Annotated in this window: 23 protein-coding genes and 1 tRNA gene; 8 read left to right on the forward strand and 16 right to left on the reverse strand. The window is 60.1% G+C overall.

Annotation, left to right across the window (positions count from 1 at the left end; genetic code table 11):
- Nucleotides 1–19: 19 nt before the first annotated feature.
- From uraH to hpxU, 9 genes are all read right to left on the reverse strand, one after another.
- Nucleotides 20–355, reverse strand: coding sequence for a hydroxyisourate hydrolase (gene uraH, locus J1C59_RS14745; protein ID WP_128086753.1), 336 nt, complete (start codon nucleotides 353–355; stop codon nucleotides 20–22).
- Nucleotides 352–846: a 2-oxo-4-hydroxy-4-carboxy-5-ureidoimidazoline decarboxylase gene (gene uraD / locus J1C59_RS14750; RefSeq protein WP_140917110.1), complete on the reverse strand. Its 495-nt coding sequence runs from the start codon at nucleotides 844–846 to the stop codon at nucleotides 352–354. The genes uraH and uraD overlap by 4 nt, the downstream gene beginning before the upstream one ends.
- The gene (gene hpxK, locus J1C59_RS14755; protein ID WP_140917109.1) at nucleotides 837–2102 is read right to left on the reverse strand and encodes an allantoate amidohydrolase; all 1266 of its coding nucleotides are present in this window, start codon (nucleotides 2100–2102) and stop codon (nucleotides 837–839) included. Before hpxK ends, uraD begins: the two co-directional genes overlap by 10 nt.
- The gene (locus J1C59_RS14760) at nucleotides 2099–3334 is read right to left on the reverse strand and encodes a pyridoxal-phosphate-dependent aminotransferase family protein (protein WP_128086602.1); all 1236 of its coding nucleotides are present in this window, start codon (nucleotides 3332–3334) and stop codon (nucleotides 2099–2101) included. Before J1C59_RS14760 ends, hpxK begins: the two co-directional genes overlap by 4 nt.
- A 155-nt stretch (nucleotides 3335–3489) precedes the next feature.
- Nucleotides 3490–4221 (reverse strand): amino acid ABC transporter ATP-binding protein, encoded by a 732-nt coding sequence (locus tag J1C59_RS14765; RefSeq protein WP_128086601.1) that lies wholly within the window; start codon nucleotides 4219–4221, stop codon nucleotides 3490–3492.
- Nucleotides 4202–4858, reverse strand: coding sequence for an amino acid ABC transporter permease (locus J1C59_RS14770; protein WP_162287381.1), 657 nt, complete (start codon nucleotides 4856–4858; stop codon nucleotides 4202–4204). Before J1C59_RS14770 ends, J1C59_RS14765 begins: the two co-directional genes overlap by 20 nt.
- Nucleotides 4858–5526: an amino acid ABC transporter permease gene (locus J1C59_RS14775; protein WP_242281334.1), complete on the reverse strand. Its 669-nt coding sequence runs from the start codon at nucleotides 5524–5526 to the stop codon at nucleotides 4858–4860. The genes J1C59_RS14770 and J1C59_RS14775 overlap by 1 nt, the downstream gene beginning before the upstream one ends.
- Nucleotides 5527–5536: 10 nt before the next feature.
- Nucleotides 5537–6322, reverse strand: a complete 786-nt coding sequence (locus tag J1C59_RS14780; RefSeq protein ID WP_128086598.1) for a transporter substrate-binding domain-containing protein — start codon at nucleotides 6320–6322, stop codon at nucleotides 5537–5539.
- A gap of 191 nt (nucleotides 6323–6513) precedes the next feature.
- Complete coding sequence (hpxU, locus tag J1C59_RS14785) at nucleotides 6514–7353, reverse strand: MurR/RpiR family transcriptional regulator HpxU (protein ID WP_128086597.1); 840 nt, start codon at nucleotides 7351–7353, stop codon at nucleotides 6514–6516.
- A 138-nt stretch (nucleotides 7354–7491) separates the two neighbouring features.
- Here hpxU and J1C59_RS14790 point away from each other — a divergent pair, with 138 nt between their 5' ends.
- From J1C59_RS14790 to hpxZ, 4 genes are read left to right on the forward strand one after another with little or no spacing between them, the layout of a single operon-like run.
- Nucleotides 7492–9078 (forward strand): gamma-glutamyltransferase family protein, encoded by a 1587-nt coding sequence (locus J1C59_RS14790; RefSeq protein WP_128086596.1) that lies wholly within the window; start codon nucleotides 7492–7494, stop codon nucleotides 9076–9078.
- 12 nt (nucleotides 9079–9090) lie between these two features.
- Complete coding sequence (gene hpxX, locus J1C59_RS14795; protein WP_128086595.1) at nucleotides 9091–9273, forward strand: oxalurate catabolism protein HpxX; 183 nt, start codon at nucleotides 9091–9093, stop codon at nucleotides 9271–9273.
- A complete protein-coding gene (locus tag J1C59_RS14800; protein WP_140917108.1) occupies nucleotides 9270–10667 on the forward strand; it encodes an AtzE family amidohydrolase in 1398 nt (465 codons plus the stop codon). The genes hpxX and J1C59_RS14800 overlap by 4 nt, the downstream gene beginning before the upstream one ends.
- Nucleotides 10667–11047: an oxalurate catabolism protein HpxZ gene (gene hpxZ, locus J1C59_RS14805; RefSeq protein WP_111140126.1), complete on the forward strand. Its 381-nt coding sequence runs from the start codon at nucleotides 10667–10669 to the stop codon at nucleotides 11045–11047. Before J1C59_RS14800 ends, hpxZ begins: the two co-directional genes overlap by 1 nt.
- Before the next feature lie 46 nt (nucleotides 11048–11093).
- Here the strand turns inward: hpxZ and puuE are convergent, their stop codons facing one another.
- From puuE to J1C59_RS14820, 3 genes are read right to left on the reverse strand one after another with little or no spacing between them, the layout of a single operon-like run.
- Nucleotides 11094–12047 carry an allantoinase PuuE gene (gene puuE, locus J1C59_RS14810; RefSeq protein ID WP_111140125.1) on the reverse strand — a complete coding sequence of 318 codons (954 nt, stop codon included), beginning with the start codon at nucleotides 12045–12047 and terminating at the stop codon, nucleotides 11094–11096.
- A gap of 33 nt (nucleotides 12048–12080) precedes the next feature.
- Entirely contained in the window at nucleotides 12081–12812 is a 732-nt protein-coding gene (gene hpxA / locus J1C59_RS14815; protein WP_128086377.1) for an allantoin racemase, read from the reverse strand.
- Nucleotides 12809–13531 carry a GntR family transcriptional regulator gene (locus J1C59_RS14820; protein ID WP_128086378.1) on the reverse strand — a complete coding sequence of 241 codons (723 nt, stop codon included), beginning with the start codon at nucleotides 13529–13531 and terminating at the stop codon, nucleotides 12809–12811. Before J1C59_RS14820 ends, hpxA begins: the two co-directional genes overlap by 4 nt.
- Nucleotides 13532–13675: 144 nt before the next feature.
- Between J1C59_RS14820 and J1C59_RS14825 the strand changes: the two genes are divergently transcribed.
- Nucleotides 13676–15184, forward strand: coding sequence for an NCS1 family nucleobase:cation symporter-1 (locus J1C59_RS14825; RefSeq protein WP_128086379.1), 1509 nt, complete (start codon nucleotides 13676–13678; stop codon nucleotides 15182–15184).
- A 48-nt stretch (nucleotides 15185–15232) separates the two neighbouring features.
- On the opposite strand, the gene J1C59_RS14830 is transcribed toward J1C59_RS14825, so the two are convergent.
- Nucleotides 15233–15309, reverse strand: a tRNA-Asp gene (locus J1C59_RS14830).
- A gap of 134 nt (nucleotides 15310–15443) precedes the next feature.
- Entirely contained in the window at nucleotides 15444–16175 is a 732-nt protein-coding gene (gene dnaQ / locus J1C59_RS14835; protein WP_140917107.1) for a DNA polymerase III subunit epsilon, read from the reverse strand.
- 54 nt (nucleotides 16176–16229) lie between these two features.
- Here dnaQ and rnhA point away from each other — a divergent pair, with 54 nt between their 5' ends.
- A complete protein-coding gene (gene rnhA / locus J1C59_RS14840; protein WP_128086380.1) occupies nucleotides 16230–16697 on the forward strand; it encodes a ribonuclease HI in 468 nt (155 codons plus the stop codon).
- Here rnhA and J1C59_RS14845 read toward each other — a convergent pair.
- A complete protein-coding gene (locus J1C59_RS14845; RefSeq protein ID WP_128086381.1) occupies nucleotides 16679–17416 on the reverse strand; it encodes a class I SAM-dependent methyltransferase in 738 nt (245 codons plus the stop codon). The two genes, rnhA and J1C59_RS14845, sit on opposite strands and share 19 nt — an antisense overlap.
- 42 nt (nucleotides 17417–17458) lie before the next feature.
- Here J1C59_RS14845 and gloB point away from each other — a divergent pair, with 42 nt between their 5' ends.
- Nucleotides 17459–18214 (forward strand): hydroxyacylglutathione hydrolase, encoded by a 756-nt coding sequence (gloB, locus tag J1C59_RS14850; RefSeq protein ID WP_128086385.1) that lies wholly within the window; start codon nucleotides 17459–17461, stop codon nucleotides 18212–18214.
- A 71-nt stretch (nucleotides 18215–18285) separates the two neighbouring features.
- The gene (gene mltD, locus J1C59_RS14855) at nucleotides 18286–19662 is read left to right on the forward strand and encodes a murein transglycosylase D (RefSeq protein ID WP_128086382.1); all 1377 of its coding nucleotides are present in this window, start codon (nucleotides 18286–18288) and stop codon (nucleotides 19660–19662) included.
- 98 nt (nucleotides 19663–19760) lie between these two features.
- Here the strand turns inward: mltD and J1C59_RS14860 are convergent, their stop codons facing one another.
- The gene (locus J1C59_RS14860) at nucleotides 19761–20552 is read right to left on the reverse strand and encodes an endonuclease/exonuclease/phosphatase family protein (protein ID WP_111140117.1); all 792 of its coding nucleotides are present in this window, start codon (nucleotides 20550–20552) and stop codon (nucleotides 19761–19763) included.
- Nucleotides 20553–20603 lie beyond the last annotated feature (51 nt).

A 20603-nucleotide genomic window follows, 5' to 3' on the forward strand; every position in this document is an offset into this window, starting at 1 on the left:
TGGCGCGGCAGTCAGCGCCTCAGCTGCCGCGATAGGTCGACCAGGACCAGGGCGAGATCAGAAACGGCAGGTGGAAATGGCTGCCCGCTTCGGCAATCACGAAATCGATCTGCGCGCTGACGTAGAGCGCATCCCGACCGGCGACGGCGAAATAGTCGCCGATTTCTGCGGTTAACCGGTAGTGACCCGGCGACAGCGGTTCAGGCGTCAGATCTTTCAGCCGCCCGTCGTTGTCGGTCACCCCCTCCGCAACCGGAAACCACCCCTCGGGGCTGTTCTGCTCCAGGGAGATCGCAACGCCACAGGCGGGTTTGCCCAGCGCCGTGTCCAGAATGTGGGTAGTGATGGTGCTCATCGGATTGTCTCCTTCAGGCGTAACAGGGTGATTTCACGCAGCTGATCCAGCGTCTCCTGCTGTTCGTCAGCCTCGCTATTCTGCAACCGGCGCTGCAGCGCCGCCAGCATCTCTTCGCCACTGCGCCCTTTCGCGCGGATCAGAAATACCCGGCCAAAACGCGCTTCATACGCCTGATTACCTTGCTGCATCGCCTGCTGCAGGGCGTGACCGGCCTGCTGCATCGCGGACTGCTCGCCACGCGACAGGGTCGCCTCTTTATCCGTGCCCTCTGCGCGCTCGCCGATGCGGGGATGGGCCGTGAGCGCGGCCTGTAACTCAGGCTGCTGCCACTGACGGGCCAGCGTATCGGCCACTGCCAGCAGCGCCTCTCTGCTGTAAAAAGGCCGGGCGGCCACCAGCGCCTCCTGCCAGCGGGGGATCGCCACACAGTGCCGGATGGTGGCCCGGGCCTCGTCGGCGGCGAGCTGGTTAAATACGGCTAATTCCATGTTCCGCTCCGTCCGGCAATCAGCAAGACCGCCTGCAGGTAAGCCTGCAGTGCAGGTGCCACATCGTCCACCGCCACCGACTCCGCCGGATGGTGACTGATGCCGCGATGGTTACGCACAAATAACATCCCAACCGGCCAGCGTTCGGCGATAGCGATGGCGTCGTGTCCGGCCCCGCTCGGCAGCGAAAGCGTACGCCCCTGCACCGTTTCCACCGAGTGACTCAGCGCCTGTTGCAGCGCGGAGTCGCAGGCTGTGGCCCCGATGCGGTAATATTCGTTCGACGCAAAACGCAGCCCGCGCCGTAGCGCAATCGCCTCCGCCTGGGTTAACAGGCTGGAGAGCAGTGTCTCCAGCGGCGTATCCTGCGGGCCGCGCACATCCAGCGACAGCGACACTTCGCCAGGGATCACGTTCACCGCGCCCGGCGCGCAGTTCAGGGTGCCGACGGTCGCCACCAGTTGCGGATCCTGCTCACGGGTAGCCTGCTCAATAAAGACCATCCACTCTGCGGCGGCAGCCAGCGCATCTTTGCGATGGGTCATGGGCACCGTGCCCGCATGCCCTGCCTCCCCGGTAAACCGGCAGTTAAGGCGGCGCGCACCGTTGATCGCCGTGACGACGCCCAGCGCCAGGTCCGCCTGCTCCAGGCAGGGCCCCTGTTCGATATGCAGTTCAAGATAGCCGACGATATCCTCAACCCGCCGCGCGGCGGCGGCAATCTGACTGCTGTCGAGACCGACATCGGCCATCGCCTGCGACACCGTGATGCCGTTGCCGTCCGGATGCGTGATCCAGCTCTGCGGCCAGCTGCCGGTAATGCCGCGACTGCCCAGCAGCGTGATACCGAAGCGCGTGCCCTCTTCGTCACCGAAGCCGATCACCTCAATCGCCAGCGGCAGGCGGCACTGATGTTCATGCAGCCACTGTACGGTTTCGATGGCGCTGAGCACGCCCAGCATCCCGTCATACCGTCCCGCGTTGCGCACGGTGTCGAGATGCGAGCCCAGCAGCAGCGCCGGCGCGCCCGCGTCAGCCGCTTCGTAGCGACCACAGATATTGCCGACCGCATCCTGCCAGACCCGCATGCCCGCCGCCTGCATCCACTCGCCGACGCAGGCGTTGGCGCGCAGATGCTCGGGGGAGAGGTAGACGCGGGTCAGCCCCTCTGCCGTTTCGCTGATCGCCGCCAGCGCATCGCAGCGCGCCATGACGCGCTCTGCAGCGACCCGGGCTTCGCTGGCGCTCATCATCATGCGTGACTCCCGTAGTGATCCCACGCAGCCTGCGCGCCCGCACCCTGCGGCGTGCGATAGCCGACGTGGGTCAGCACCGTCTCCAGCGCCGACAGGGTCTGCATCACGCAATCTTTGCGTGCGTTGTAGCCCATGGTGCCGATGCGCCAGACCCTGCCATGCAGCGGGCCAAACGAGGTGCCGATCTCAATGCCGAAATCCTCCAGCATCAGCTTGCGTACCTGGTCGCCATTCACGCCGGACGGGATCATCACGCCCAGCACGTTATTCATTTTATGTTTCAGGTCGCCGAAGGTTTCCAGCCCCATTCCCTGAATGCCTTTCAGCATCGCGTCGCCGTGCAGTTTGTGACGGGCGATGCCGTTATCCAGCCCCTCCTGCAGGATCAGACGGGCGCACTCGCGCGCACCAAACAGGGCGCTGGTCGCTTCGGTATGGTGGTTAAGCCGCTCCGGCCCCCAGTAATCCATGATCATGCCGAGATCGAAATAGTTGGAGTAGATCATCTCCTCTTCGCCATCCTGATGCGCCTCGGTGCGGATCCCCTGCTCGACGCATTTGCGTTTGCGGATCACCGCTTCCATCTCTGCGCTCAGGGTGATCGGCGAGGTGCCCGATGGCCCGCCCAGACACTTCTGCATCCCTGCCGACACCGCATCCAGCCCCCAGGCGTCCGTTTCCAGCGGGTTACCCGCCAGCGACGCGGTAGCATCGGTGTAGAACAGCACGCCATAGCGTTTGCAGATCGCTCCCAGCTGCTCCAGCGGCTGTAGCATGGTTGTGGAGGTGTCGCCCTGCACCGTGAGCAGCAGACGCGGCCGTACTTTTTTGATCGCCTCTTCTACCTGGTCGGGCGTGAAGACCTCGCCCCACGGCACTTCGATGGTGTGCACCTCGGCGCGGCAGCGACGGGCGATTTCGCACAGCAGATGACCGAAGCGGCCAAATACCGGCACCAGCACTCTGTCACCCGGCCGGATAGCGGAGAGCAGAATCGACTCGATACCGGCGCGGGACGTGCCATCGATCAGCAGCGTCCAGCGGTTCTCCGTGCGGAACACGCCGCGATAGAGCGCCATCACTTCGTTCATGTAGTGGGTCATGGCCGGATCGTACTGCCCCAGCAGCTGACTCGACATGGCGCGCAGCACGCGGGGATCGGCGTTGATCGGTCCCGGCCCCATCAGCAGACGCTGTGGCGGATTCAGTTGCGGGAATTTAGTCATATCCATCATCTTTTCCTTTTATGACGCATGGCCGTCTGTTTTACAGGCCCGTCGGTTCCGGGCGCGGCTCGCCATGCTCACGTACGGCATTTACGCGGCGGCTGTTCCGCGCGCTCCGTGACCAGACAGGCTGTAACCAGGCGGCCTGCCAGACCAGTCAATCAGAGACGCACCGAAGAGATAAACTGCTTCAGCTCCGGCGACTGCGGCTGAGCGAACAGCGTTTTGCTGTCGCCCTGTTCCCAGACGCGCCCCTGATGCATAAAGACCACACGATCGCCCACGTCGCGGGCGAAGTTCATTTCATGGGTGACGAGGATCAGCGTCATCCCCTCTGCCGCCAGCTGCTCCAGTACCTTGAGGACTTCGCCCACCAGTTCGGGATCGAGCGCGGAGGTGATCTCATCACAGAGTAAAACTTTTGGCGTCATCGCCAGCGCCCGGGCGATCGCCACCCGCTGCTGCTGACCGCCGGAGAGGCTGCCCGGATAGTAGTTAAGCCGTTCGCCCAGCCCGACTTTTTCCAGCATCTGCGTCGCCAGCGCCCGGCATTCGGCGTCACTCTTTTTCAGCACCCGGCGTGGTGCCAGCATCACGTTCTCCAGCGCCGTCATGTGCGGGAACAGGTTGAAGTTCTGAAACACCATCCCGACCGAGCGGCTGATTTCACGCGCCTGCGAGTCGCGATCGGTAATGGTCATCCCGCCGAGCTTGATGCTGCCCTCCTGGTAACCCTCCAGCCCGTTCATGCAGCGCAGCAGCGTACTTTTGCCCGATCCGCTGCGACCGATGATCGAGATCACCTCGCCCATGTCGATATCCAGATCCACGCCTTTCAACACATGGTTGTCGCCGTAATATTTTTGCACCTGATTAATGGTGATGAGCGGCATTGAATTTTTTCTCCAGATACTGGCTGTAACGGGACAGCGGATAACACATCAGGAAGTAGCCCAGCGCTACCAGCCCGAAGACCTTGAACGGCTGATAGGTCACGTTGTTCAGAATGGTGCCCGCTTTGGTCAGCTCGATAAAACCGATAATCGACGCCAGCGCGGTGCCCTTGATCACCTGAACGGCAAACCCCACCGTCGGCGCGATACCGATGCGGATCGCCTGTGGGGCAATCACCCGCCACAGCGTCTGACCAAAGGTCAGGCCGAGGCAGCGCGACGCTTCCCACTGCCCTTTCGGCAGGGCGCGGATGCTGCCGTACCAGATATCGACCAGAAACGCGCTGGTGTAGAAGGTCAGCGCCAGCGACGCCGCGGTCCAGGGCGCCACATCAATACCGAACAGGCCGACACCGAAAAAGGCCAGGAACAGCTGCATCAGCAGCGGCGTGCCCTGAAACAGCGCGGTGTAGCCGCGAATGATGCGCGTCAGCCAGCGGCGCTGCAGCAGACGCATAAACAGCAGCGGCAGCGTCACCAGCGTGCCGCCCGCAAAGGCCACCAGCGACAGTAACAGGGTCCAGCGCGCCGCCAGCAACAGGTTGCGCAGAATGTCCCAGTCAGAAAAGGTCGTCATCATGATGGCTGCACTCCAAACCATTTACGGCCAATCGCCAGCAGCAGATGGCGCATCGCAATCGACCACGCCAGGTAGATCAGCGTGGTCACCAGATAGACCTCAAAACTTAAGAAGGTGCGCGACTGGATCAGGTTAGCGGCGAAGGTCAGCTCCTCATAGGAGACCTGCGACACCACCGACGAGCCCAGCATGACGATGATGCACTGGCTCACCAGCGCCGGATAAATGCGCTGCAGCGCCGGGGGCAGCACGACCCGCAGAAAGGTCTGGCTGCGGGTTAAGCCCAGCACCCGCCCCGCTTCCCACTGCCCTTTCGGCGTCACCTGGATCCCGGCCCGGATAATCTCAGTGCTGTAGGCCCCGAGGTTGATCAGCATCGCCAGCAGCGCCGCCTCACCCGCCGTGAGCTTCAGCCCCAGCGCCGGCAGACCAAACACGATAAAGAACAGCTGCACGACAAACGGCGTATTGCGGATCAGCTCGACATAGATGCCCCAGAGGCGGCTCATCCAGCCCGGTTTGCCGCTGCGCAGCGCCGCGCCCGCAATCCCAATCGCCACACCGCCGGTCGTCGCCAGCACCGTGAGCTGAATGGTGACCCAGAGGCCGGAGAGCAGCTCCGGCCAGTAAGGCCACAGGGCGGGAAAGTTAAGTTGCCCGGTCATGAATCGTTCCTCAGGCGCCGAGGTTCGCGGGCAGCGGCGCTTTCAGCCACTCTTCAGAGAGTTTATTCAGGGTGCCATCTTTAATGCCCTGCTCAATCAGTTCGTTTACTTTCGCTTTCAGCGCAGGCTGATCTTTCTTCAGGCCGATAAAGCAGGGTGAATCTTTCAGCATAAACTGCGCGACGGGCGCTTTGGCCGGATTCTGACGCGCAATCGCGGCGACCACGAGGTTGCCGGTGGCCACATACTGCACCTGACCGGAGAGATACGCAGAGAGCGTGGTGTTGTTATCTTCGTAACGTTTCACCTGTGCATCTTTTGGCGCCACGTCGCTCAGCACCATATCCTCGACCGCCCCGCGCGTGACGCCGATCGACTTGCCGCTCAGGGCCGACGCCGCCTTGATTTCATCGCCTTTCGGCCCGAATACGCCCAGGAAGAACGGCGCATAGGCGCGGGTAAAGTCGATCACTTTTTCCCGCTCGGCGTTTTTGCCCATGCTGGAGATCACCAGATCGACCTTGTCGGTCTGCAGGTAAGGCACGCGGTTGGCACTGCTGACCGGCACCAGCTGCAACTTAAGTTTCATCTGCTTTGCCAGGTATTTCGCCATATCGATGTCATACCCCTGCGGCTGCAGATCGGTCCCGACCGAACCAAACGGCGGGAAATCCTGCGGCACGGCAACGCGGATGACCCCGCGCTTCTGAATATCCTGCAGTTGATCGGCCAGTGCGCTTCCCGCCTGAGCCATCAGTAATGCCGCTGCGGCAACCGCCATCAAAACTTTTTTCATTATGCACCCCGGTGAGATTAACGTGAAACAAAAGATTCTTTGAACTGAAATCTGCAACTAATGTGCCAACCCGGCTGACACGAAAAAAAACGATAAACGCGGCGGCTCAGGGTGGAAAGCGGGCGTAACCGGGGCAGTTACGCCGGTGCGGGGATGTACTGAAATGGGGCAAAGCACCAAAAGGGTGCCTGTTAACGGTGCTCCAGCTCGTCAAACTGCTGATAAAGATCCGCGATCTGATGAATACGCTGACGTCCCTGGGCCAGGGTTTCATGCAGCAGCGCGTTTGCCAGCAGGTTGACCAGGCTCATGGCGGCGCTGTAGCTGTCAAAGGCGGAGACGCTGTCCAGCGGCGTACAGAGCTGCCAGCGCGCCAGCGCCATCACCGTCTGCGCCTGCGGCTCACACAGCACCAGCACCGGCACCGCAGCGGCCTGAAGCTGCTGCATCAGCGGCCGGATAATGCGGGGACGACGACGAAACGCCATCACCACCACCATATCTTCCGGGGTGATATCCACCAGCTCCTCAGCCAGCGTCTGGCCCGGCTGCGGCAGGATATGCACCTGGGAACGCGCCTGCACCAGCTGCTGACGCAGGTGCAGCGCTACCGGATAGGCGTTGCGCATGCCGATGATAAAGACGCGCTTCGCCTGCGCCATCTGCCCGACCACCTCACTGAACTGGCGGGCATCCAGACTGTTGACCCACTGCGTCAGGTTGGCCATCTCCTGCTTGTAGTGGCGCGCCAGCAGCGTGTTGCCCTGCACGGCATCGCGGTTATCGGTCAGCGGCATGCCGCTCTGACGCAGGATGCGCAGCTCATCACGCATATCCTTATATTTTTCATAGCCCAGACGCTTAAACAGCCGACTGACCGTGGCTTTCGACACGCCGCTGAGCCGCGCCAGCTCGGCGCTGTTGTAGCTGATCAGATCGTCGAAGTGGTCAAAAACGAAGTCGGCAATACGCTGCTCCTGCGGCGAAAGCTGGGGATAGTGACTTCTGAGTCGTTCATCAAGCTGTTTCATAACCCGTCCTGTAACTTTTGTTTCAGCAGAAGCTAGCACAATTTACGCCAGGTTAACCGCCGCAATCTCTGTCCGGGATGAAAACTGGAACAGCTCTTGCTTCATCAGAGATTCTGTTACCCGAAGAACGAGTGAACGATGATTCAGAGCAATATGGCCCCGCAGGGGATGGCGGTGACGCCGCACCATCTGGCGAGTGAAAGTGCGCTGGCGGTGCTGCGTGATGGCGGCAACGCCATTGAGGCGATGGTGGCGGCGGCGGCGACCATCGCCGTGGTCTATCCGCATATGAACGGACTGGGCGGCGACGGCTTCTGGCTGATTCTGCCGCCCAATGGCGAGCCGGTGGCTATCGACGCCAGCGGCGCAGCCGGTGCGCTGGCCCACTGTGACTTCTATGCGGATCACCCGACGATCCCCCATCGCGGGCCGAAGGCGGCGCTGACCGTCGCCGGTACGGTCAGTGGCTGGCAGGAGGCGCTGGCGATCTCTGAAGAGATGGGCAGCCCGATGCTGCCGCTGGCGCGCCTGCTGCGGGATGCCATCCGCTACGCCGCCGACGGTATTCCGGTCACGGCGTCGCAGACCGCCGCGACCACCACATTCTGTCATGAGCTGCAGCATCAGCCCGGCTTCAGCGCGACATTTATGCCCGACGGCCACGTCCCGCCGCCGGGCAGCCGTTTCACCCAGCCCGCCCTGGCGCAGACGCTGAGTCTGCTGAGCGAACAGGGGCTCGACAGCTTCTATCGCGGCGCGCTGGCGCACCATATGGCCGATGAGATGGCCACGCTGGGTATGCCCGTTACGCTGGCGGACCTTCAGCAGCATCGTGCCCGCCGCACAACGCCGCTGCATCTCAGTCACAGCGAAGGCGACATCTGGAATATCACCCCGCCCACCCAGGGCATGGTGTCGCTGGCGATCCTCGGCATCACCGATCGTCTGGAGATGGCCGGCGCGGATGACGCGCAGACGGTGCACCGCATCGTGGAGGCCACCAAAAAAGCCTTTGCGCTGCGCGATCAGCACATCACAGATCCGCGTCACGTCAAAGAAGATCTGCAGGCGCTGCTGGACAGCGACCACCTTGCCACGCTGGCCAGCCAGATTGCGGATGGGGAAGCCGCTGCCTGGGGCCAGGGACGCGGTCCGGGCGATACCGTCTGGATGGGCGTTATGGACAGCAGCGGTCTGGCAGTCTCATTCATTCAGAGCATCTATCACGAATTTGGCAGCGGTGTCGTGCTGCCCGGCACCGGGATCACCTGGCAGAATCGCGGGGCGGCGTTCAGCCTCGACCCGGATCATCTGCTGGCGCTGGCGCCCGGTAAGCAGCCGTTTCATACCCTGAACCCCGCCGCCGCCCGCCTGAAAGATGGCCGTACGCTGGTCTACGGCGCGATGGGCGGTGACGGGCAGCCGCAGACCCAGGCGGCGATCTTTACCCGCCATGTCATTCAGGGCCTGCCGCTTCAGCAGGCGGTGAGTGCGCCGCGCTGGCTGCTGGGCCGCACCTGGGGACAGTCGTCCGACTCGCTGAAACTGGAAGGTCGCTTTGACGCTGAAACGGTCTCGCGGCTGCGCCAGTGGGGACACGAGGTGGAACTGCTGCCGGACTTCAGCGAATCCGTGGGCCATGCAGGTGCCATCGTGCGGCACAGCAACGGCATGTTCGAAGGCGCCAGCGATCCGCGCAGTAACGGCAGCGCCGCCGGTTTTTAACAGGAGCGAATCATGAATCAACACGACTGGGCCAGCTATATCGGCCATATGGAGCAGATACTGCAGCTGGAACTGGATGAGGCCCGGCGCGCCGAGCTGCTGACCCAGCTTGCGCGCATTGCGGAGATGGCGGCGCCGCTGATGGCGTTTCCGCTGGATGACCGGCTGGAAGTGGCAGGAGTCTATCAGGCATGAATCTAAGTGACGTTTCGATTCAGACCCTGCAGCGGGCGATCCGCCAGGGTGAGATCAGTGCGCATGAGGTGGCGCAGCTGACGCTGCAGGCGATTGAGCAGCACAATCCGGCGCTGAACGCCTGGACGGCGGTCACCGGGCCGCGCATGCTGCAGGAAGCCCGCGCCGTGGATGCACAGCGGCAGCGTGGTGAGCCCCTGCCGCCGCTAGCGGGCATCCCCTATGCCGTGAAAAACCTGTTTGACGTGGCGGGGCACAGCACGCTGGCCGGGGCCAGCCTGTTCCGCGATCGCCCGGCCGCGCAGGCGGATGCCTTTGCTGTCGGGAAACTGCGGGACGCAGGCGCACTGCTGTCGGGCATGCTGAATATGGATGCCTATGCCTACGGCTTTACCACCGAGAACAGCCACTATGGTGCGACGCGCAATCCCCGCGATCTCAGCCGCGTGGCGGGCGGCTCGTCCGGTGGCTCCGCGGCCGCCGTGGCCGCCGGGCTGGTGCATTTTTCGCTGGGCACCGACACCAACGGCTCGATTCGGGTGCCCGCGTCGCTGTGCGGCATTTTTGGCCTTAAGCCCACCTTTGGCCGCCTCTCGCGCAGCGGCAGCCATCCTTTTGTCGCCAGCCTGGACCATATCGGCCCTCTGGCCCGCCGGGTGGATGACCTCGCGCTGGTCTATGACCAGTTGCAGGGTGCCGATCCCGCTGATGCGTTTCAGGCGAATCATCCGCAGGCCGCCACGCTGCCTTCGCTGGCTCAGGGCAGCGAAGGCTTACGCTGCGGCGTGCTCGGCGGCTTTTTTGCCCGCTGGTGCGATGAGGATGCCCGCGCCGCCGTCGCGGCGGGTGCGGCCGCGCTGAACGCGCATGAAGAGGTCCTGATGCCGGAGGCGGAGCTGGCACGCTCGGCGGCGTTTATCATGACCGCCGCAGAGGGCGGCAATCACTATCTGCCCGCCCTGCGCCAGGTGCCTGAGCAGTTTGAACCGAACTCACGCGAGCGTCTGCTGGCCGGTGCGATGATGCCAGGAGCCTGGTATGTGCAGGCGCAGCGTTTCCGTCGCCATTTCCGGCAGCAGGTGTTACCGCTGTTCGACCATTTCGATGTGCTGATCGCCCCGGCGACGCCCTGCAGCGCGATCGCGATCGGTCAGCAGACGCTGTCGATTCAGGGCGAGTCGCTGCCGGCTAAAGCGAGTATGGGCATGCTGACGCAGCCGATCTCCTTCCTGGGTCTGCCGGTCTGTACCGTGCCGCTGGCGACCCGGAGTGGCCTGCCGATTGGCTTACAGCTTATCGGCCGACCTTTTGATGAAGAGGCGGTTTTACGTGCTGCCTGGACACTGGAACAACGCGGTATCACCCTGCCGCAAATCACGATGGCTGGAGCCTGATGAACAGAGAGATTAATTTACCGCAGGTGGTGAACGAGGTGACGGCGCAGTTTTATCGCTACGAGCAGGCGCTGGTCAGTAATGATGTTGCTGAACTGGATGCGCTGTTCTGGCATGACGCGCGCACCGTGCGACTGGGGGCGGGTGAAAACCTGTATGGCATTGATGAGATCCGCGCGTTCCGCGCCGCGCGCCCGTCAGCCGGGCTGAACCGGACGCTGCGAAATACCGTCATCACCACCTTTGGCGAGGATTATGCGGTCTGCAGCACCGAATTTACCCGCGACGGCAGCGAGAAAACGGGCCGCCAGCAGCAGACCTGGGTGCGGATGCCGCACGGCTGGTGCATCGTGGCTGCGCAGGTCAGCCTGATGAGCTGAGCCTTCTGACGCCTGACCCCGCAAAGGGCCGGGCGTCATCGCCGCGTCAGGGCGCCGGGTGTGTCGCGATCCAGTGATCGGCGATCTGCTGGCGGGTACAAATCCAGACATCGTCGTGCTGCTGGATGTGATCGAGAAACTTCTGCAGCGCACGGAATTTGCCCGGTCGCCCCAGCAGGCGGCAGTGCATGCCGATCGACATCATCTTCGGCGCGGTTTTCCCCTCTTCATAGAGCACATCGAAACTGTCACGCAGATAGGTGAAGAACTGGTCGGCCGTGTTAAAGCCCTGCGGCGTGGCAAAGCGCATGTCGTTGCACTCCAGGGTGTAGGGGATGATCAGGTGTGGTTTCACCGTGCCATCCTGACAGGTGACCTGCGTCCAGAAAGGCAGATCGTCGCCGTAGTAATCGCTGTCATAGCTGAAGCCCCCCTGCTCCACCACCAGACGACGGGTATTCGGGCTGTCGCGTCCGGTGTACCAGCCGGTGGGCGCTTTGCCAAAGAGATCCACCAGCACATCGACCGCCTGCTGCATGTGCTGACGTTCGGTTTTTGCATCCATGCCCTGATAGTGGATCCAGCGCCAGCCGTGGCTGACCACATCGTAATCGGCCTGCTTAATCGCCTCCACGATCTCCGGATGACGCGCCAGCGCCATCGCGACGCCAAACACCGTCAGCGGCAGGCCGCGCGTCTGAAACTCGTTGTGGATGCGCCAGAATCCGGCGCGGGATCCATACTCATACAGCGACTCCATCGACATGTGCCGATCGCTATAGCTGGCGGCGCCGATGATGTCGGAGAGGAATTGCTCTGAACCGGCGTCGCCGTGCAGTACGCTGTTTTCAGCGCCCTCTTCGTAGTTCAGGACAAACTGCACCGCCACGCGGGCGTTGCCTGGCCAGGCGGCGTGCGGTGGATGAGCACCATAACCGATTAAATCGCGCGGATAGTTTTTGTTAAAACTGTACTCTTTCTTCTCTGCAGCGTCAGTCATCACTCGCTTCCTGTCTTAAGTCTGAACGTTCCGTTAGTTTAGATGCTCAAAGGCACCTGAGAGAGGTTTCTGCAAAGGCCAGGCCAGATCGCCCTGTTTGCTGGTGCCAAAGCCCAGCGCCACCAGCGACTCCACCATTTTCACCGCCGCACTGACGCCATCGATCACCGGCATATCAAGTTCCCGGGTCAGCGAAGCCGCCAGCGTCGCCATGCCGCCGCAGCCCAGCACGATCGCGCCGCTGCCATCTTCACGTTTCGCCTGTATACAACGCTGCCGCACTTTCTCCTGAGCCAGACCGCTGCCATCCTCCAGCGCCAGCACCGGTAAATCGATCGCATGCAGTGCGGCACAATGATGGATAAAACCATACTGCTGTAACAGATGACGCGCGATGATCAGGGTGCGCGGCAGCGTGGTGACGATAGAGAACCGGGTCGCCAGCAGCGTGGCGGTGTGCATCGCCGCTTCCGCAATGCCAATCACCGGGCCGCTGGCCAGCTCGCGCGCCGCCAGCAATCCCGGATCGCCGAAGCAGGCGATGACGTGGCCACTGACGCCCTGCGCCCTGCCCAGCTTAACCTGCTCCAGCACGCCGATGGCGGCGATCGCCTCGTCGAAATGTCCTTCAATGGAGGGGACGCCCTGCGAGGGTGAAACGGCCAGAATCTCCGTACCCGGCGCGGCGACGGCCCGTGCGGCCTGACCGATGGTTTCGGTCATCGCCAGGCTGGTGTTGGGGTTGATGACCTGAATGATGCTCATGAGGCCGCTCCGAAGTCTGCGGCAAACAGCCGGGAAAAATCGGGAAGGGTTTCGCCGCTGCGCTCAAAATGCAGGCTGGAAACGATGTGGTCAAAATGGTGCTGCAGCGCCTCAGTCAGCGGCTCGAGCGCACGCGCACGCAGCCGTTGCAGCAGCGTGGCGTGGTCGTCGCAGCGACAGCCCCGCTGCCAGGGCGCGCCATACGCGGCAATCACCAGCGATGAGCGCTGCGTCAGGCTGGTGACCATGCCGGTCAGCACCTGATTGCCGGAGATCGCCTGCAACTGAATATGAAACGCCGCCGAAAGCCGGATGGCGGCCGGGCCATCATGACTGGCGTGCGCCTGATTCTCCTGCGCGATGAGCTGCTCCAGCGCCACCAGATGCGGCGGCTGAAGATGCGCCAGCACGGCGGGCAGATTGCCGCACTCGATCAGGCTGCGGGTGGTGAAGATCTCCCGTGCCTCGTCGACGCCCGGCGTCGCGACCTGCGCACCACGTTTGGGCGTCAGGGTCACCATCTGCACCGCCGCGAGGCGTTGCAACACTTTGCGGATGCCGGTGCGGCTGACGCCAAAGACGCCGGAAAGGGCCTCTTCCGGCAGCTTGCTGCCCGGCGGCAGCTGGTGCTCAACGATGGCGGTCATCAGCGCCTGGTAAATCCTTTCATCTTTATCCTGCAGCCTGGCCGCGTCATGCTGGCCTGTTTTATTCGTCATTACATGCTCCGGTCGCTCTCTGTCTGTCGCCTATCGTATACGCGAAAAGAAAATATTGTATACAGGAAAAGCAATCTGGCCTGAATCCTGCAATACCCCTTTACCAGATTATTCATTTCACTCTCGGGTAGAGGAGCAGGTTTTATGCCAGAACATTCCACGGTGGCCAGCACGGCCTCTGAAACCAGTACCCGTTACAGCCCACGGCTCTGTAACGAGGACCTGGCCCCCACGCGCGATCAGAACTGGTCGTGGTACAACATTTTCTCCTTCTGGATGTCGGACGTGCACAGCATGGGCGGCTATGTGGTGGCCGCCAGCTTCTTTACGCTGGGCCTCGCCAGCTGGCAGGTGCTGCTCTGCCTGCTGGCCGGGATCTGCATTGTGCAGATCTGTGCCAACCTGGTGGCGAAACCGAGCCAGATGGCAGGCGTGCCCTATGCGGTAATCTGTCGTCAGGCATTTGGCGTGTTTGGCGCGAACATCCCGGCGGTGATCCGCGGATTAATTGCGTTTGCCTGGTATGGCATCCAGACCTATCTGGCGGCGAATGCGCTGATGCTGGTGCTGCTGAAGTTCGCGCCGTCGCTGAACACAATGACGGAGCCGCACTGGCTGGGGCTGTCGCTGCTGGGCTGGTGCTGTTTCGGGGTCATGTGGTTGCTGCAGGCGATGGTGTTCTGGCACGGCATGAACGCCATTAAACGGTTTATCGACGTGGCCGGACCAGCGGTCTATGTGGTGATGGTGGCGCTGGCGGGCTGGATTGTATACCAGACCGGTTTTGATGGGATCTCCTTTACCCTCGCCAGCAAATCACTGTCACCGGGTGAACAGACGTGGCAGATGATCACGGCGACGGCGCTGGTCGTCTCCTACTTCTCCGGGCCGCTGCTGAACTTCGGTGACTTTTCACGCTACGGTAAAAACATGTCAGAGATCCGGCGCGGTAACCGCTGGGGCCTGCCGTTTAACTTCCTGCTCTTCTCGGTCGTGACGGTAGTGATCGTCTCCGGCACGCAGTCGCTGTTTGGCAAGATGATTACCGATCCGATCGAAACGGTCAGCATGGTCGGCAACGATCTGGCCGTGGCGATTGGATTACTGACCATGATTACCGCCACCATCGGCATCAATATCGTGGCGAACTTTGTCTCGCCCGCGTTTGACTTCTCCAACTGTTCACCGCAGAAAATCAGCTTCCGCACTGGTGGCATGATCGCCGCGGTAGGATCGGTGCTGCTGACGCCGTGGAACCTCTTCCAGTCACCCGAGCTGATCCACTATACCCTCGACGTGCTGGGCTCCTTTATCGGGCCGCTGTTCGGGATCCTGCTGACCGACTTCTATCTGATTAAACGTGGACGTATCTCGGTCGACGATCTGTTTAACGACACGCCGTCGGGCCGCTACTGGTATCGCGGTGGCTTCAATCCCAAAGCGATTGCCGCGCTGCTGCCGTCGGTGGCGATCTGCCTGGTGATCAGCTTTATTCCTTCCCTGCATGAGGTGGCAAACTTCAGCTGGTTTATCGGTGCCGCCCTGGCCGCAGGCTGTTATCGCTTTATCGCCCGTGAAGAGCGTGAGGCGGGAGATGACGCGCGCTGGCATCATGAAGGCATGACGCCGAAGAAACAGGCTGCCGTGGAATAGCAGACAGCAAAAAGCCGATTCATTTCTGAATCGGCTTTTTTAAAAGATTGGCGGAACGGACGGGGCTCGAACCCGCGACCCCCTGCGTGACAGGCAGGTATTCTAACCAACTGAACTACCGCTCCGCGCTTTGTTCCCCGTCGAGAACGAGGCGCATAGTAATAGCAGGCTGGTACGGCGTCAACGCTTTTTCCTGGCGAATAAATCGTTTGCTGTTTTTTTCAACTTGTCGCTGTTTTTATCCGCAAAATCACAGGGTTCAGCCCCGCCACAGGCAGCTGCCGCCCTTTTTCATCACCAGATCCAGACGGGACTCATGGGCAACCACCTCTTCGTCGCTGGCCGTCACCACCCGCAGTGCAGAGGCCGGGCGCACGATGCGCTGGATGCTTTCACCCTGCGCCTGACGGGCGCTTTCACTTTCTGACAGGAAGGAGAGCGACGTCTGCCCGCCGGTCATGGTCAGGAAGACTTCCGCCAGAATCTCGGCATCGAGCAGTGCGCCGTGCAGGGTACGCTTGCTGTTATCTATCTCGTAGCGTGAGCAGAGCGCATCGAGGCTGTTACGCTTGCCGGGGAACATGCGACGCGCCAGGGCGAGGCTGTCAGTGATCTTACAAAAGGCTTCGGTTTTCTCTATGCCGCGGTTCAGCTTTGAAAACTCATAGTCCATAAAGCCGATATCAAACGGCGCGTTGTGGATCACAAGTTCCGCGCCCCGGATATAGTCCAGGAACTCATCCGCAATTTCGCTGAAGGCGGGCTTGTCAGCCAGGAACTCATCTGCAATACCGTGAACGCCAAAAGCTTCCGGATCCACCAGCCGATCGGGCTTGAGGTACATGTGGAAATTGTTACCGGTCAGGCGACGGTTGATCACCTCCACCGCACCAATCTCGATGATGCGATGCCCCTCATAATGTGCCCCGATCATGTTCATGCCGGTGGTTTCAGTATCGAGAACGATCTGGCGGTTATTTGCAGTGCTCATAAGACCCGTTTTATGTCAGACTTGGCGTTTTTGTCAGAAGGAAGTCTACCAGAGATGCGCAAACAGGTAGAAATATTCACCGATGGATCCTGCCTGGGGAATCCCGGCCCCGGCGGTTATGGGGCGATTTTACGCTACGGCCAGCATGAAAAAACCTTCAGCGCGGGCTATCGTCTCACGACCAATAACCGGATGGAGCTGATGGCGGCCATCGTCTCGCTTGAGGCGCTCACCCAGCCGTGCGACGTGGTGCTCAGCACCGACAGTCAGTATGTGCGTCAGGGGATCACCAGCTGGATCCACAACTGGAAAAAACGCGGCTGGAAAACGGCCGACAAAAAGCCGGTGAAGAATGTCGACCTCTGGCAGCGTCTCGACGCCGCACTCAGCACGCATAAGATTCAGTGGGAGTGGGTCAAAGGCCACGCCGGTCATCCGGAGAATGAGCGCTGCGACGTCCTGGCCCGCAGCGCGGCAGAACATCCCGCCTTTGACGATATCGGTTACAAAACCGAATCCTGATCGTCCGCCTGCCGGAACTGGCGCGTGGCATTGACCGTCTGACGGATTTTGCTGGTGCTGAGGCTCTTCTTTGTCCGGGTCGGCAGCAGCGGGAAGGTACGCTTACGGGCCACCACAATGTTCAGACAGCCCAGCGCCGGTAAGTGGGCGCTGATGACTTTCCCGCCCTGCCGATGCCAGGGCAGTACCTGAAACCGGGTGCGGTAGACCACCTCATAGTTCAGCAGCCCCAGCCAGTCGAGCAACCGCATCTGACTGAACATCCGCCCGCTCCAGGGCGCTTTACGCGCTAATCCCGGCACCATCTTACTCACGCCGAGCAGGCTGAAGGGATTAAAACCGCTGATGATCATCCAGCCATCGTCAATCAGTACCCGGTCAACTTCCCGTAGCACCCGATGCGGATCCTGACTCCAGGCAAGGGTATGCGCCATCAGACAGGCGTCGATCGACTTCGACTCGAACGGCAGTTGCATCGGGTCGGCGCGCACCTGAAGCAGTTCGCCCTCCCGGCCCACATTTACCTGATGTGAAATAGCACAATTTTCCGTATTGATTTCTGCGCTGAGGTTGCCAAGCTTAAGCATATGAAAGCCATAAAGCTTTCCGAGGTAAGGCTGAAGCTGCTGCGTCAGCGCATCGCGGAAATAATCTCCCCACGGCATATCGCGCCACGACAGCGGTGCGTTCAGAACCTGGCGTGATTTAGCGGGCTTCATGCTTTACGCTCTTCCTTTTCCTGCGACCTGCGAGAGGTGATGATGAATCTTAACAGTATTCCTGCGTTGCAGGACAACTACATCTGGACACTGACTGACGATGAAGGTAAGTGCCTGATTGTAGACCCTGGCGAAGCGCAGCCGGTGTTAGAAAAAATGGCGTCCAATGGCTGGCAGCCGGTGGCGATCCTGCTGACCCACCACCACAACGATCACACGGGCGGCGTCAAAACCCTGCGCGAACATTTCCCTCAGCTGGAGGTGTACGGCCCTCAGGAGACGGCGGAAAAAGGGACCACGACGGTGGTCAGCGAAGGCGATAAGGTCAGCGTACTGGGCCTCACCTTCGACGTCATCCATACCCCCGGGCACACTTTAGGACATATCTCATATTACAGTCAGCCTTATCTTTTCTGTGGCGACACGCTCTTTTCCGGCGGCTGCGGCCGTCTTTTTGAGGGCACCGCCAGGCAGATGTATGATTCTTTTCAAAAGCTTAATCAGCTTCCTGGTGAGACATTAGTCTGCTGCGCGCATGAATATACTTTATCTAACCTGAAGTTTTCTGCGGCCATTCTGCCCCATGACCCGCAGATAATGGCCGAATATCAGAAAATTAAGGACTTACGCGCTGAAAATGGCATTAGTCTGCCAACAAAACTGGCGCACGAACGGTCAATTAATTTATTTCTCCGCACGCAAGATGTTGATTTACAAAGAGCATTAAACGTTAACGTGACTGATGTACCTGTATGGCAGACATTTGCCGTTCTACGCGAGAAGAAAGACGCTTTTTGATTTTTCGGGTTGTGTTGTGAAAAGGCGTCACGTATAGTTGCTCGTCTTTTAAGCGAACTATTGACACACACATGAAGGCTAAAGCGATCTTACTCGCCTCAGTCTTGCTGGTGGGATGTCAGGCGTCCAGGAACGATGCCAATATCCCCGAACAGCATGCACAGAGCCTGTCTTCAGCTGGTCAAGGTGAAAATGGAAAGTACGGAGATGAGTTTTTGTCGCCGCGATGGCAGGAAGATGGAACTGGCCTCGCAGCAGACGCAGATCTCTGGAGTTTCATTAGTGACGAGTTGAAGATGGGGATTCCGGAAAACCCGGCAATCCGCGAACAAAAAAGTAAATTTTTAAAAAATAAGAGCTATCTCCACGATGTAACATTACGGGCAGAGCCGTACATGTACTGGATAGTCGAGCAGATACAGAAACGTAAAATGCCGATGGAACTGGTACTGCTACCCATAGTGGAGAGCGCTTTTGACCCCCGGGCAACCTCATCTGCCAATGCCGCTGGCATCTGGCAAATCGTTGCTGCAACGGGTCGGAACTATGGTCTCAAACAGAATCAGTATTACGATGGGCGACGTGATGTGGTGGCATCCACAAAAGTTGCGCTGGATATGATGCAGCGTCTCAACACCATGTTTGACGGTGACTGGTTATTAACCATCGCAGCGTACAACAGTGGTGAGGGACGGGTACTCAAAGCGATTAAGCAGAATAAGGCGCGCGGTAAGCCGACTGACTTCTGGCATCTGTCGCTGCCACGCGAAACGACTGTGTATGTCCCTAAAATGTTAGCGCTGAGTGAACTGCTGAAAAACAACAAGCGTTACGGTATCAAACTGCCGACACCTAACGAAAGCCGTGCACTGGCACGTGTGGAAGTGGGTCAGCAGATACAGTTGACGCAGGCTGCCGAGATGGCAGGTATGTCGCTCACAAAACTGAAGAGCTTCAATACCGGCTATAAAGGCGGTGCAACCGCGCCAAACGGCCCGCACTACATCATGGTGCCGAAGTCGAATGTCGCGAAACTGCGCAACTCACTGGCCTCCGGTGACATCGCAGCGGTACAGCCGACCCAGCTGGCAAAAGCCAGTGCAGGCGGCGGGTACAAGGTGCGACGGGGTGATACGCTTTCGGGCATCGCCTCAAAACTGGGCGTGAGTGTCTCTACACTGAAGCAGGAGAACAACCTGCGCGGTGCTGATATCCGACCGGGTCAGACGCTGACCATTGGTTCGAACGGCACCCGACTGGCTGATAACGGCAACAGCATCACCTACCGTGTTCGTAAGGGTGATTCTCTTGACAGTATTGCCCGTCATCACGGCGTCAATATCAAAGACGTGATGCGCTGGAACAGTGTGCTCGACAGTGCGAAAGATATTCAACCCGGCGATAACCTCACGCTGTTTGTGAATAATAACGCAACGCCAGATACCTGATACGTTGAAAAGGCTGACAAATGTCAGCCTTTTTTTTAATTCCGCAATCCTCACCGACTCCCCTTCCCCTTTCTGGCAGAAAGATGGCCTGTGCCGTACTAGCGTCCTGAACTGAACTCCACCAGTAACGGGTTATGGTCGGAAGCGCGCGTCACCAGCACAGAAGCCTCACTGACGCTGAGATCGCGATAGAACACGAAGTCCAGCGGGCGGCCAAAGGCTTTACGTCGGTGATCGGCTGTAAACATCACCTCTTCCAGCTTCATTCGCTGGGCAAACCGGTAGAGGGCGTTGATGCGCTGACGGCTCCAGGCGTTGAAATCGCCGGCCATAATTACCGGCCCCTGGTGATGCATAATCTGTTCGCCGATCGGCCCCAGCTGCTTACTGTAGACGTCCACACCCAGACTGAAATTGACTGCGTGGATGTTAACCACCATCAGCATTTCACCGGCTGGCAGAGGATAAGCCGTTACCAGGGCCGACTTAGCGAGCCTCAGCAGCGGCTCACGCTCGCGTAACGGACAACAGTAGACCGGATGGGCTGAGGCCAGCGTCATCACCCCAGAGGGATGCTGAGGCAGCACAAAGGCGGGTACCTGATCGGCAGCCAGATAATTGGTGGTCGCAAACTGCACCAGTTCAGGTGTGGTCTGGGCTTCCTGCAGTAACACCAGGTGAGCATCTTTACCGAACCCCTCCAGAACCGACATCCAGTCTGCACGCTGCTGCTTGAAGATATTCCATACCAGAACTTTGAGAGTGGGATGCGCAGGCAATGGCGCGCCGGGAGGCAGTGCCTGACCGAGATGGAGCATCGCGCCAGGTGGAAAGATCTGTTCCACTGGTTGTCCTGCTACATATCGCATTGCATAAGTTTTTTTGCGCACTTTCCCGCCTGGCTGATGATTCAGATTACAGTTAACACCTGTCTGTTATAG

It is taken from the genome of Pantoea deleyi, assembly GCF_022647325.1.
GTDB classification, from domain to species: domain Bacteria; phylum Pseudomonadota; class Gammaproteobacteria; order Enterobacterales; family Enterobacteriaceae; genus Pantoea; species Pantoea deleyi.

What these genes read in the sequence shown, in the direction of transcription:
- J1C59_RS14770 (WP_162287381.1), bottom strand. Translation starts at nt 4,858, where the DNA reads ATGACGACCTTTTCTGACTGGGACATTCTGCGCAACCTGTTGCTGGCG.
- puuE (WP_111140125.1), bottom strand. Translation starts at nt 12,047, where the DNA reads ATGACTGACGCTGCAGAGAAGAAAGAGTACAGTTTTAACAAAAACTAT.
- uraH (WP_128086753.1), bottom strand. Translation starts at nt 355, where the DNA reads ATGAGCACCATCACTACCCACATTCTGGACACGGCGCTGGGCAAACCC.
- uraD (WP_140917110.1), bottom strand. Translation starts at nt 846, where the DNA reads ATGGAATTAGCCGTATTTAACCAGCTCGCCGCCGACGAGGCCCGGGCC.
- J1C59_RS14845 (WP_128086381.1), bottom strand. Translation starts at nt 17,416, where the DNA reads ATGAAGCCCGCTAAATCACGCCAGGTTCTGAACGCACCGCTGTCGTGG.
- J1C59_RS14775 (WP_242281334.1), bottom strand. Translation starts at nt 5,526, where the DNA reads ATGACCGGGCAACTTAACTTTCCCGCCCTGTGGCCTTACTGGCCGGAG.
- J1C59_RS14780 (WP_128086598.1), bottom strand. Translation starts at nt 6,322, where the DNA reads ATGAAAAAAGTTTTGATGGCGGTTGCCGCAGCGGCATTACTGATGGCT.
- J1C59_RS14760 (WP_128086602.1), bottom strand. Translation starts at nt 3,334, where the DNA reads ATGGATATGACTAAATTCCCGCAACTGAATCCGCCACAGCGTCTGCTG.
- J1C59_RS14765 (WP_128086601.1), bottom strand. Translation starts at nt 4,221, where the DNA reads ATGCCGCTCATCACCATTAATCAGGTGCAAAAATATTACGGCGACAAC.
- rnhA (WP_128086380.1), top strand. Translation starts at nt 16,230, where the DNA reads ATGCGCAAACAGGTAGAAATATTCACCGATGGATCCTGCCTGGGGAAT.
- J1C59_RS14825 (WP_128086379.1), top strand. Translation starts at nt 13,676, where the DNA reads ATGCCAGAACATTCCACGGTGGCCAGCACGGCCTCTGAAACCAGTACC.
- hpxX (WP_128086595.1), top strand. Translation starts at nt 9,091, where the DNA reads ATGAATCAACACGACTGGGCCAGCTATATCGGCCATATGGAGCAGATA.
- J1C59_RS14800 (WP_140917108.1), top strand. Translation starts at nt 9,270, where the DNA reads ATGAATCTAAGTGACGTTTCGATTCAGACCCTGCAGCGGGCGATCCGC.
- hpxK (WP_140917109.1), bottom strand. Translation starts at nt 2,102, where the DNA reads ATGATGATGAGCGCCAGCGAAGCCCGGGTCGCTGCAGAGCGCGTCATG.
- hpxU (WP_128086597.1), bottom strand. Translation starts at nt 7,353, where the DNA reads ATGAAACAGCTTGATGAACGACTCAGAAGTCACTATCCCCAGCTTTCG.
- dnaQ (WP_140917107.1), bottom strand. Translation starts at nt 16,175, where the DNA reads ATGAGCACTGCAAATAACCGCCAGATCGTTCTCGATACTGAAACCACC.
- J1C59_RS14820 (WP_128086378.1), bottom strand. Translation starts at nt 13,531, where the DNA reads ATGACGAATAAAACAGGCCAGCATGACGCGGCCAGGCTGCAGGATAAA.
- J1C59_RS14790 (WP_128086596.1), top strand. Translation starts at nt 7,492, where the DNA reads ATGATTCAGAGCAATATGGCCCCGCAGGGGATGGCGGTGACGCCGCAC.
- hpxZ (WP_111140126.1), top strand. Translation starts at nt 10,667, where the DNA reads ATGAACAGAGAGATTAATTTACCGCAGGTGGTGAACGAGGTGACGGCG.
- hpxA (WP_128086377.1), bottom strand. Translation starts at nt 12,812, where the DNA reads ATGAGCATCATTCAGGTCATCAACCCCAACACCAGCCTGGCGATGACC.
- mltD (WP_128086382.1), top strand. Translation starts at nt 18,286, where the DNA reads ATGAAGGCTAAAGCGATCTTACTCGCCTCAGTCTTGCTGGTGGGATGT.
- gloB (WP_128086385.1), top strand. Translation starts at nt 17,459, where the DNA reads ATGAATCTTAACAGTATTCCTGCGTTGCAGGACAACTACATCTGGACA.